We start from the raw sequence: 12,883 nt of genomic DNA, 5'->3' as shown, positions 1-12,883 counted from the left end.
CTTTGGATAAAATATTCCATTGCATGAAAAGAATCCACCTCCTTTCCTTATCCATTTTATCAGGGATTATAATTGCCTTGGGCTGGCCCTTGAACGGGTTCCCTGTTTTGTTGTTTATTGGTTTTATACCGTTACTTTATGTAGAAGATTATTTCACAAAACACAGAGCTGATTATAGCAGGTACAATGTTTTATTATATAGCTATCTGGCGTTTTTTGTGCTGAATCTTTTAACCAATTACTGGATTTGGAATTCAACCGTGGCAGGTGGCATCGGAGCTTTGTTCCTGAATTCATTTTTTATGACGATACCGTTTACTGCTTATCATTTTAGCAGACGGATACTTTATAAATATCACAAAGGTCATTTTTTATTGCTTTTTTATTGGTTGGCATTTGAATATTTTCATCTGGATTGGGATTTATCCTATCCCTGGTTAAACCTTGGAAATGGATTCGCCAACTGGCACAAGTGGATACAATGGTACGAATATACTGGAGCTTTGGGAGGTACGTTTTGGATTCTTTTAATCAATATTTTGATCTATCGATTTATGGTCAACTATATTGAGAATAAAGAGTTGAAGACAAAAAACTATGTTCAATTGGCTTCTATTTTATTGATCATTATTGTACCGATCATTATTTCACTAAATATTTACAGTAATTATACGGAAGCTGAAAATCCGATTGATGTGTTAGTGGTTCAGCCAAACCTGGATCCTTATAGTGAACAATACGGATTAGATCCGAATATTGTAATCAATCGAATGTTAAAGATAGCCGGGCCAAAAATGGATTCGGCTGTAGATTTTATGGTATTCCCCGAATCCGCAAATCAGGAACTTATTTTCGAACATAATCTGGAATATTATTCTACTATCCGAAAGCTGAAAAGTTATTTACAGGATTATCCGGATACCTATATGGTTGTCGGGGCTTCTACCTTTAAACTAGTCACCGGGAATGATACATTAAAACAGGCTGCAAGGAAATTTGCAAATGGCAGCGGTTACTATTTTGCATTTAATACCGGCATTTTTTTAAATGCATCCGAAGATTATCAATTATATCATAAATCGAAACTTACGCCAGGAGTTGAAATGATGCCTTCGTGGCGCATTTTACGACCACTCGAAAAATTTGCCATCGACCTTGGAGGAACAATCGGCACCCTTGCCACCGACGATTTGCGTAAAAATTTTGTAACTAAAGATTCCGTTAAAACTGCTACTACCATTTGTTACGAATCAATTTATGGTGAGTTTACTTCACAATTTGTAAGGAATGGTGCCCAGGTTATTTTCATCATCACCAACGATGGTTGGTGGGGGAATACTGCCGGTCACCGACAACATTTTGCTTATGCAAAAATCAGGGCGATTGAAAACCGAAGATCGATAGCACGTTCGGCCAATACAGGTATTTCGGCATTTATAAATCAACGTGGGGATGTGAGCCAGCAAACAGCGTATTGGGAACCTGCTGTGATCAGGCAAAAGATTAATCTGAATAAAGAGTTAACATTCTACGTAAAAAATGGTGATTATCTGGCAAGGATTTCTTCACTGATCACTGCATTTTTTATACTGATAACTATTTCAATGGCATTGAAGAACAGAAAAAAATCACTTAAATCAGTGAGATCGTAATTTCAGAAACGAAAGTGTACTGAAATTGCCATATCGAACTGATCCCGATAGCGTAGCGTTTCGGGATTCCTGCCTGTACTTCATTTCGGCAAGCAGCTGTTCAACTTTCAATGTCCAATTCACTTCGCTTTTAAACATTGAGTTTCACGAATAAGCGATAGAACCTTTTTAAATCAGCTTTGATATCTGCTCTTAGCTGGGTCAAGCCAATTCCACGAATTGCGCCTTCAAGTGCATATAAAATGTTGATAGGCGAATCATTCGGAAAAATCAATCTCAAACGAAGGTAAGCTTCTTTGCTTCCTAAATAAGTAAGGTCACTTGGAGAGTTAATACCCAACAGGATTAATTTTTCTTCCAAAGGTTTTTCGATGTTTGGTAATTGAGATAAGTTTTTCATATCATTAAATTTTAGTGAATTACTCTTTTATCGGTTTTCTTTCCCAAATCACATTTATAATTTTCCACTCCCCGTTTATTTTGCCCAATTGTATAAAATCAACAAAAGTAAAAAAGTCGGTTTCTGCCCTCACTATGGCAACATGTCCATAAATCTCACTAATAACAATATCACATTTCAGTTTGCCATGCTCAGCAGTATTGTCTTTTTGCATCTTAGTAACCTGATAAAGCAACATGGCGCTCATATGTTGCACGCCGTTTCTCCCATCTCTTTCAGGAGTCACATATCTTTTCGCTAAATCATAATACAATGCTTTTTCCATACGGGCAGCATCTGCAGTATAGAAACCTTCGATATAATTCATTACGGTTTCTTTAATTGCGGTTGTATCAGTAGCTGTTTGCGCCTTGGCTGAAATAATCACACCCAACATTAGTGCAAAGAAAATTAGGGTTATCTTTTTCATGATATAAATATTTTTAGGTTGATTATAAATATCCAAGATCATGCCATGTGGGTTCAAATACTGATAATCTGAATATTAAGTGGTTTTTTGATTGGACAATAGCGCACACGGCTGAACATCAATGTTCAGATTTGAACAGGCGATTATTCATGTCTTAATTCATCTATCGGGTTTGCTTTTGATGCTTTAATAGTTTGATAAGCAATCGTAATCCAAGCTATTAATAATGAAATAATGGTAGCCAATGCAAAATACCACCAAGAAAGCGGACATCGCTCTGCAAAATTGTTCAACCAATTATCGAATAAATACCAAGCCAATGGCCATGCAATTATATTGGCAATAATAATCCATTTTGCAAATCCTTTTGATAACAACCAGATGATGGTGGTTGCTGAGGCCCCAAATGTTTTCCGTATTCCTATTTCCCTGGTCTTTTGTTGGATCATGTACGATGCCAAACCCAATAAACCAAGACAGGCTATAAAGATTGTAAGGAACGAAAATGCCAGAAACAACTTTTTCGTTTGCATTTCATTTTTATAAAGTGAATCATATTGCTCGTCCAAAAAGGTATAATCAATGGAAACGCCCGGAGAATAATTTTCCCAAATGTTAGATAATTCAGCAATCATTTTCGTATAATTATCCGAAACAACGCGAACAGACAAATAATAACCCCGTTCACTTAAGGGCGCACCTATAGCCATAAAAGCCATCGGATGAATTTTCTGATGTTTTGATTCATAATGGAAATTTTCAACAACACCAATAATATGAAAATAAGATAACGTTGGGCCTTCCATAATAAGCCGCTTACCCAAAGGATCTTCAAAACCCAACAACTTTTCAGTTTCTTTATTTATTACGATGGCCATCGTATCCGTTCCATACTCATTCGAAAAAAACCTGCCCTTGCTGAGTTTAAGCTTTAATACATCAGCAAGATTTTCATCTGTAAATAATGCATTTATGGCAAACCCATCTTTTTCGCCTTCCACCCTAAATCCCCTGCCAGCTAATGTTCTTCCGGGCAAACGGTCGGAATAAGCAACATGCTGGACAAATGAAAGATTTTCGATTTCATTTTTTATTGCCTGGATTGAACCTCCAATTGTATTGACATTTTTAATAACAATCACCTTTTCTTTATCAAAGCCCAAGTTTTTGTTTTGCATAAAATTAAGCTGGATAGAAATAACCAATGTGCCAATAATCACAACCACCGAAATTAAAAATTGAAAAATGACCAAAACATTTCTTAACCATAAGAATTTCCCCCCTCTTTGGGAGTTGCCCTTTAATACAACAATGGGGCGGAATGAAGACATAACAACAGCAGGATAAGCTCCACCCAATAAACCTGTAAAAAGGATGAGGCCAATTAGTACCATGATAAATATTGGATCTGTATAATCAATGATCAGGGATTTATTTATCAATTGATTCAAAAATGGTTTGAACAATTCAACAAGCATCATGGCAATTATTAATGAAATAAAAGAAAAAAACACCGACTCCAATAAAAATTGCCGGATCAGTTGTTTTTTTTCTGCCCCCAAAACTTTACACACCCCCACTTCTTTGGCTCTCTTTGTTGCTTTTGCCGTCGACAAATTAATAAAGTTTATACAAGCTATAAGCAAAATGAAAACGGTAACTATTAAGAAAATATAGATATATTCTTTACGGCCATTTGCTTCGAATTCGCCACGTAAGTCAGAGTTTAGGTGAATGGACGTGAGGGGCTGCAGATAAAGTTCCCATTTATTTCCTTTTGCGGTATTAGCACTATATCTACCGTTGTATAAGTAATTATTGACAAATTCAGGAAACCTTGCTTCAACCTTTTTATAATCCACATTCTTATGAAGCATAATATACGTCCTGACATTGTTATTAAACCAATGTGGATTAACATAATACCTGTCAAAACTGACTATTGAAACAGCAATATCAAAATGGAAGTGCGAGTTTTTAGGGACATCCTCAACAACAGCAATAACCTTAAAATTAGTTTCCCCTTCCCGTATTATCTGATTTACAGGATTATTATCCCCAAAATATCTTTCTGCTGCACTTTTTGTTAGTACTGCCATATATGGTTCATTCAACAAATTTGATGTTTTACCTTGTATAACAGGAATCGTAAAAATGTCGAAAAAGGTAGAGTCCACCACAAAAACATTATTTTCAACAAATTTTTTATCCTGATATTCAAAGGTAAACTCATTATCTTTTATACGGGTTATCTTATCGATTTCAGGGAAGTCATTATATAATGCATCTGCGTAGGCCGCTGAGGTTTGTGCCATGTGTATTTCGCTTGTTCCAATTAAAGCTTCTACTGCAATCCTGTGAATCCTGTCCGCATTTTTATTGAAGCGGTCATGACTAAATTCGCTAAAAACATATAAGAACCCTACAATGCTTACCGCTATTCCAATGGATAAGCCAAAAATATTGAGAAGCGAATAGCCTTTATTATACATAAAAAGACGAAAGGCAATTTTTAAATTATTTTTGAACATATTATGTTATCTTAAAGATTTTTAAATATTTTCTTATTCATATTTAATTGAATCGATGGGATTACAAATTGCTGCACGATAAACCTGTAAACCCACGGTTATAATAGCAATGAATAAAGCAAGTATTCCCGACAAAACAAATACCCACCAATACAAATCGATGCGATAGGCGAAATTTTGCAACCAATTATCCATAACTAGCCAAGCGATTGGCCATGCGATTACATTAGCAATCATAACCCAAATTGCAAAAGATGTTGATAATTTATAGATGATACCAATTATATCCGCCCCGAACACCTTTCTAATGCCTATTTCTTTTTTCTTCTGATCGGCGGTATATGCCGCCAGCCCATATAAACCCAAACAAGAGATAATGACTGCGATCAAGGAAAAAATTGCGGAAAGTTTTCCAATATTTTGTTCTGATTGATATTGCTCTTTGATGCTTTGATCCAAAAAGGTATAATTAAAAGGATGTTGCGGTGCAAAATCTTTATAAATTTTCTCAATATGTTTAAGGGCCTTTTCCACATGACTATCTTCCAGACGTACAAAAACTAAATTACACCAAGCAGGATAAAGAATGAACATTACAGGTTCAATCTTCTCAGTTAAAGGGCGTGAATGAAAATCCTTCACAACTCCAACTATTTTTCCGGGGTTTGTATCATCAAAGGAAAAACTTCTGCCAATGGGGTTTTCATAACCCATCAGTTTAATGGCTGTTTGGTTAAATATTACATTTACCGAATCTCTGCCATATTCTTTCGAAAAACTTCGCCCTTCAACAATATCCATTTTCATGGTTTCGAAATAGTCATAATCGATGGTACCTGCGCCAAAAGTCGATCCCTCCGGTTGCTGCATATCCTCCCAGGTTACATTCCTGAATATATTTTCAATATCGTTGGGTAATTGGGTTGCCCTCGTTACATTTACAATTCCCTTATTGCTCAATAATTCATTTTTAAATGCCTGATAATTTGTACTTATTCGTCCTTCTGCATCGAATGCAATTACATTTTTTTTGTCAAATCCCAGATCCTTTTGCTGAATGCTCCTGATTTGAAAAAAGATAAAAAACGTAGAAATGATTAAAAAGATAGAAATCGTAAATTGGATGATAACCAAAATTTTTCTGAAAAGAATACCTTTCACACCCAAATGAATTGCATTTTTTATGGCCAGTACAGGCTTAAACGATGACATAAAAAAAGCCGGATAACTGCCTGATAAAAATCCGGTAAATAAGACCAGACTTATTAATTTCAGATAGACCCTGATGTCTTGATAATCAATGCTGATCTGCTTAACAGTAATTTGGTTAAATACAGGCCTGAACAACTCAACCAGCATCATGGCCAACAAAGCAGATATTGCCGCAAATAAAACCGACTCTGTAATAAACTGAAGGATTAACATATTCCGGCTGCTGCCAACTACTTTTCTTAAACCAATTTCTTTGCTTCTTCTGGCAGCTTTGGCTGTAGATAAATTCATAAAATTGATACATGCTATGAAAATGATAAAGATGGCGATGGCCATGAATAAATGAACGTATTGTATTCGTTGATTCTTACCATCAATAGTATAAAGCCTTAACTTATCCAATGCCAGTGTTTTTATTGCAATCTTTTCATCGGGAATTTGCGCCTGAATCAAATCACTCATTTTTCGATCCAAGGCTTGCATATCGACTTCAGAATTAACTAAAATCATGGTACGAAATCGATGATTTCCCCAATCATCCCTGTTCTCACCATTTTCAATTAAAAAATCGAAACGCCCAACTAATTCGTACTTAATTGTTGATTTTTCAGGAGGATCTTTATAAACACCGGTAACAGTTAAGCTTTTTCGATCATTAATTTTCAAAACTTTCCCCAAAGGATTTTCTCCCTTAAAATAGCGATCGGCAATTTTTTGAGCTATGATTACAGCATGCGGCTCATCAAATACTTTGTTTCGATCGCCATTAATAAATTCTAAATCAAACAGGTTGATATAATCAGGATCTGAGGCACATAAACGTTGATTAGTATATGTTTCACCTTTATACTCAACGGTTACACTCATTCTGGCGATTCGAATTGAACTTTCAATTTCGGCAAAATCATTCTTTAATCGAGGTGCCAAGGGGGCCGGAGTTGAAGGGTTAAATTGAGACTGACCAGCCACCTGATATTCCTTATGAACCACATAAATCCGATCAGCTTTGCTATAGGCACTTTCATAACTCAACTCATCGGAGATCCATAAGTATATCATAATGAAACTTGCCATTCCTATGGTCAATCCAAGAATATTGAGCATCGAAAACCCGAATTGGCGTTTAAAATTCCGGATGGTGATTTTTAATAAATTCCTAACCATAACATCATCGTTTATTTTAGTAACTCAAAGCCTGTGCCACTAATTTTTTTTTGTTTATTATCAGATATTTACAATGTTAGTAAAAGAAGAAATATGTAAATTAAGTGTCTGTTTTTAGTACAACTTATGTCGGGTTTTAGTACATTTGAAGTTTGATGTTGGAAGTTAAAACAAAATTTGATCGGTTTTGAAAACGGAAGCAAGCATATTAATTATTGATGATGATCTGGATGTATTGGTAAGTGCCCAGATTTTCCTGAAACAATTGTTCACAGAAGTTCGGGTGGAACAACGCCCGGATAAGATCCCCGAATTAATGGAAATTATTGATTTTGATGTGATTTTGCTGGACATGAATTTCACGAAAGGGAAAAATGATGGAGAAGAAGGAATATATTGGCTGAACCGAATTCTTTCAATCAATCCAGCAGCAGTTGTAGTTTTTATTACGGCTTATGGTGGAGTTGATATAGCCGTTCAGGCAATGAAAATTGGTTCTTTTGACTTTCTGGTAAAACCATGGAAAAATGATAAATTGCTAGGATGCATTTTAGCAGCACTTCAACTGCGAAAATCCAAACTTGAAGTTGAAAAACTTAGAAATACAAATGAAACACTTGACTCGGAAATCAATCAGCATTTTAAGGAATTTGTTGGAAATTCATTGGCAATTCAAAAGGTATTTACTCTCATTGAAAAAGTAGCAATCACCGAAGCCGATGTTTTAATTTTGGGAGAAAACGGAACAGGTAAGGAACTTATCGCCCGAGAAATTCATAAACAATCTAATCGGAGAAACGAAGTTTTCATTCCGGTAGATCTGGGGGCCATTCATGAAAATCTTTTTGAGAGTGAACTCTTCGGGCATATAAAGGGATCATTTACTGATGCGCATGTTGATAAAGCCGGCCGCTTCGAATTGGCTCATCATGGAACAATTTTTTTGGATGAAATAGGCAATCTAAGTCTTCCTTTACAAGCTAAGCTTTTAAGCGTATTGCAAAACAGAAGAGTAAATCGAATTGGCTCTGGTAAGGAAATCCAGGTTGATTTCCGGCTGATTTGTGCTACCAATATGCCTTTGTATGAAATGGTTCAAAAAGGCGAATTTCGTGAAGATTTATTATACCGAATAAATATTGTTGAAATTAACGTTCCACCACTGCGTGAACGTATCGGAGATATTCCCCTTTTGCTAAACTTCTTTTTTAAAAAATTTACCAAAAAATATAACAAACCAAAACTTCAGGTTTCTCAAAACATCATCAACCTTTTATCGAAATACAGTTGGCCCGGAAACATACGTGAATTGGGGCATCTGATTGAAAGAGCAGTAATATTGAGCGATGGGATTAAATTAAATTTTCACGATTTCGCAAGTGACTTTTCAAATGCGAAAATTCAGGGGAAAACAGAAGATACCCTGAATTTGAAAGAAATGGAAAAGAGGCATATTTTAAAAGCAATTAGTAAAAATAAAGGTAATATAACAAAGGCGGCCAAAGATTTGGGAATAGCCCGTACGGCACTTTACCGAAGACTTGAAAAATATGGTCTCTAAAAAATTTATTTTCGGTGTGGTGATCAGGATATTTGGTATTCTGATTGTACTTGGGTTTCTCTCCGTGTTCTATTTTATTTTAGAACGAAGCCAGTTGGTTTTTACTTTTACAGTTGGGATAAGTATTTTTGTTTTTCTGGTCTCAAATCTGATTATTTACGTTACTCGTACCAATCGGGAACTGGCTAAGTTCCTGATGTCGATCAAATATTCCGATTTTTCGGTTTATTATTCAACTCAACATAAAAAATCATATATCGGTGATTTACATCAGGCTTTTAACGAAATTATCGACTCTTTTAAAGAAATCAAAATTGAAAAGGAATTACAACTTCAATTTTTGACGTTAATCGTTGAACAAATTAATGTGGGGTTAATTGCATTAAATGGAAAGAATGAGCTTATTTTGATGAATTCGGCTGCCGAGAATATACTTGGAGTTAAAAAGACCAGGAGATGGAATCAGCTTGAAGTCAAGATTTTTGCCTTTACGTCAGAAGTAGATAAATTAATCTCCGGTGGAAAGAAACTAATTGAATTGGGAGAAAGCAAAAAACAGCTATCGCTGAATGTAAGTAACAGCGTGTTATTGGAAGAAAATCACACCATTATTTCCTTTCAGGATATTAAAGGCGAAATTGAACAAAAGGAAGCTGAAGCATGGATAAGACTAATCAGAATCTTAAATCATGAAATCATGAATTCTGTAACCCCAATTTCATCACTTACCGAAACCATTTTGATGATTTTAGGCAAAGATGAAAACAGTGTGAATATTGGAGATTTAAGCACCGAACAAATTCGTGATGTGATCCGAAGCGTAAAAACGATCCAAAACCGAAGCGATGGTTTATTTGATTTTGTGACCGAATACCGTAAACTTACCAAAATTCCACAACCGAAAATTGAAGTTGTAAATGTGAATGAACTTTTGCAGAATGCAGAACAATTATGGAAACCCGAATTGATCAAAAACAATATTGCATATGAATTCAAAGCAGAAGATTCTTTAACTATTAATGCCGATCCAAATCTGATAGATCAAATCCTGATCAACCTGACAAAAAACAGTATACAGGCACTCGAAAATACTGAAAAACCACAGCTTTCAATAACAGCTTTCAGCACCATGGGAAAAGTTTGCATTCAGGTAAAAGACAATGGTGTTGGGATTTCTTCAAATATTATAAATGATATTTTTGTGCCATTTTTCACAACCAAAGAAAAAGGCTCAGGAATAGGGCTGAGCCTTTCACGCCAAATTATGCGGATGCATGGTGGGAATATTTCTGTTAAATCCACCCCTCATGTTGAAACAATCTTTACCTTATCATTTTAATCAACCTGCAAAGCATCAACCGGATTTGAAGTTGCTGCTTTGTAAGCCTGATAAATACTTGAGCTTAAACTAACCAAAACCACAATTAAAATTGCAAATAGATAATCCTGAATCCCGATGCTTATCCGATACGAGTATCTTTTTAAAACTTCTTCCATAAGCAGGTAACTAACCGGAACCGCAATAAAAAATGCAATCGTAATCCATATCATAAATCGCCCAATGATGGCCCAAATCAATTGACTAAGGCTGGCTCCGTTTACTTTTCTAATTCCAATTTCTTTTGTTTTTCTTTCGGTAACGAATATCGTCATCCCAAGTATTCCAAGGCAAGCTATGAGGATAGAAAACAGGGTAAAATAAATTACCAATCGAGCCATATCCTGATCGTTTTTATAGAGCTCATCATAAATTTGAGTCAAAAAATGATACTCAAACGGGATCAGATGATTTACTGCATTCCATTCTTTCTCAAGCACTTTTATGGCGGCATCAACATTAGCATCATTAATTCTAACAAGCATCACCCCATTTCGGCCAATTTCTTCCGGATTACTTAGTATCCTAACCGCTTGGGCTTCAATTTTTCTTTCTAATGATCCATAATTAAAATCCGGAAATACCCCAATAATCTGAACACTTTTAAGGCCGGCAGCAGAATATCCAAATTTTGCCGACATTCCAACCGGGCTTTCTTTCCCAATTAATTTTGCAGCTGTTTCATTCACCATAAATGCCAAGGTAGAATCGGATGAAATAGTGCTCGAAAAATCCCTTCCCTCCAAAACCTTGATGCCGAGGGTTTTGAAGTAATCAAAATCGACCTCAGGCAAATGGAAATTAATGGGGTTATCCCAATCAAAACCATCCCATGAAAAGCAGCCCGCACAGCTATTCTCATTAGTGGCCCACAAATAATCGGAAGCTGTAACAGAAACGATGTTTGGATCCAGCAAAAGGTTCGACTTTATAAACTTATAGTTATTAGCAAGATTCTCTTTCATCGGGATAATCACAATATTTTCGGGGCTAAACCCAATATCTTTTTTCTCGATAAAATGCAACTGCCTCATGATAATGACCGATCCGATAATCAGGACTGAAGCAACAAAAAACTGAATGATGACAAGTATATTTCGGAACACTCCGGATCCTCTTTTTGCTGAGGATTTTCGTAAAATACTCATCGGACTAAATGAGGACATCATTAGCGCCGGATAACTGCCTGCAAATAGTCCGGTAACAATGAAAAGAAAAAGAACACTTCCAATAAAATTAAAACTAGTGTATTCAATGATCAGGAGTTTGCTGGTTAAATCACTAAAAATTGATCGCGCTAACTCAAGTAAAATTAAAGCCAATACCGTTGAGATAAAACTAACCAACAATGATTCACCAATAAATTGCTTGAACAGATTTTGAAAATGAGCACCGATAACTTTACGAATACCCACTTCTTTCGACCTTCTTTCGCTTCTAACCGTTGATAAGTTAATATAATTAAAACATGCATTGATGAGGATAAACAGCGCTATCACGCTAAATGCAATCACATATTTACGATCGGTAAGATTGTAATAAGACCAATCGTTGCCACCCTCTCTCGAACCATCTAAATGAACTTTTGAAAACTCCTGGATTTTAAATGCAAATCCATATTGCAATACCTGGGGGCATTTTGCTTCGGTAGCTAATCTTGTTAAACGAACTGCAACCGAATCAATATTGGCCTGTTCATTTAACTGTATAAAAGTAGCAAACATAAAACGGCCCCAGCTATAACTACCCCTATTCAAATTCGAGTAATCAAAAGGAACCATATATTTAAAAATGATCGAAGAATTATCAGGCACTTTTTTAATAACTCCTACCACTTTCACTTGCTCCTCTCCCCCAATCTCAATAACTTTGTTCAGTGCCTGTTCATCCCCAAACAATTTATGGGCAATCTCTTCATTAATTACAATTTCATTGCCACTTGAGAATACGTGCTTGGAACTTCCTTCAATAAATTCAAAATCGAAAAAATTGAAAAATGAGCTATCTGCTAAAATGCCACCATCCTGATAAAAGCCTTTATCGCCATACTGAAACATCAAATCACTAATGCCCTCAAATAAGGTAGCTTTTTCAATTTCGGGCATCGTTTTGGCAACCTGCATCCCCAGGGGCGCTGGTACTGTAGAAGAAACCTGATCTTTACCATAAGTCATGATGCGATACATTTTATCCTTGCTTTTATGAAATATATCAAAGGTCAATTCATTTTGTATCCAAAGCATGATAAGCAAGCACGCTGCCATGCCAATTGCAAGTCCAAAAATATTAATTGAAGAAAATACTTTATTACGAAGCAAGTTTCTAAAAGCGGTTTTTAAATAGTTACTTATCATAATATGTGTTCTGTTTTTGTCTGATTTTATTTGTAAAATAACTACCCAATACCCATGCCAAATTCATTAGTTGCTGTCTTTCTGATATTTGCATTTATAAACTCAATATTTTTTGTTGGATATTCCAACACTTGTGTTTGTTTTTCCGACAGATTATTTTAT

8 protein-coding genes are annotated in these 12,883 nt (G+C 35.6%); 3 read left to right on the top strand and 5 right to left on the bottom strand.

Annotation, left to right across the window (positions count from 1 at the left end):
* Positions 1 to 23: 23 nt before the first annotated feature.
* Positions 24 to 1,652: an apolipoprotein N-acyltransferase gene (lnt, locus tag KKG99_16230; protein MBU1014547.1), complete on the top strand. Its 1,629-nt coding sequence runs from the start codon at positions 24 to 26 to the stop codon at positions 1,650 to 1,652.
* Between the two features lie 130 nt (positions 1,653 to 1,782).
* Here the strand turns inward: lnt and KKG99_16225 are convergent, their stop codons facing one another.
* From KKG99_16225 to KKG99_16210, 4 genes are all read right to left on the bottom strand, one after another.
* On the bottom strand, positions 1,783 to 2,052 hold the full coding sequence (locus KKG99_16225; GenBank protein MBU1014546.1) for a TfoX/Sxy family protein: 270 nt from the start codon (positions 2,050 to 2,052) through the stop codon (positions 1,783 to 1,785).
* Positions 2,053 to 2,071: 19 nt separating this feature from the next.
* Positions 2,072 to 2,521: a nuclear transport factor 2 family protein gene (locus KKG99_16220; GenBank protein ID MBU1014545.1), complete on the bottom strand. Its 450-nt coding sequence runs from the start codon at positions 2,519 to 2,521 to the stop codon at positions 2,072 to 2,074.
* A 143-nt stretch (positions 2,522 to 2,664) separates the two neighbouring features.
* A complete protein-coding gene (locus tag KKG99_16215) occupies positions 2,665 to 5,052 on the bottom strand; it encodes an ABC transporter permease (protein MBU1014544.1) in 2,388 nt (795 codons plus the stop codon).
* Positions 5,053 to 5,085: 33 nt separating this feature from the next.
* A complete protein-coding gene (locus KKG99_16210; GenBank protein ID MBU1014543.1) occupies positions 5,086 to 7,428 on the bottom strand; it encodes an ABC transporter permease in 2,343 nt (780 codons plus the stop codon).
* A 187-nt stretch (positions 7,429 to 7,615) separates the two neighbouring features.
* Between KKG99_16210 and KKG99_16205 the strand changes: the two genes are divergently transcribed.
* Together KKG99_16205 and KKG99_16200 are read left to right on the top strand one after the other, a co-directional pair.
* Entirely contained in the window at positions 7,616 to 8,989 is a 1,374-nt protein-coding gene (locus KKG99_16205) for a sigma-54 dependent transcriptional regulator (protein MBU1014542.1), read from the top strand.
* Positions 8,979 to 10,328 carry a GHKL domain-containing protein gene (locus tag KKG99_16200; protein MBU1014541.1) on the top strand — a complete coding sequence of 450 codons (1,350 nt, stop codon included), beginning with the start codon at positions 8,979 to 8,981 and terminating at the stop codon, positions 10,326 to 10,328. The genes KKG99_16205 and KKG99_16200 overlap by 11 nt, the downstream gene beginning before the upstream one ends.
* On the opposite strand, the gene KKG99_16195 is transcribed toward KKG99_16200, so the two are convergent.
* The gene (locus KKG99_16195; protein MBU1014540.1) at positions 10,325 to 12,721 is read right to left on the bottom strand and encodes an ABC transporter permease; all 2,397 of its coding nucleotides are present in this window, start codon (positions 12,719 to 12,721) and stop codon (positions 10,325 to 10,327) included. The genes KKG99_16200 and KKG99_16195 overlap by 4 nt on opposite strands.
* Positions 12,722 to 12,883: the final 162 nt, after the last annotated feature.

The sequence above is a fragment of the Bacteroidota bacterium genome, assembly GCA_018816945.1.
Taxonomy (GTDB): Bacteria; Bacteroidota; Bacteroidia; order Bacteroidales.
Note: the sequence above shows the minus strand (reverse complement) of the source record. Positions and strands in the feature narration are given on the sequence as shown.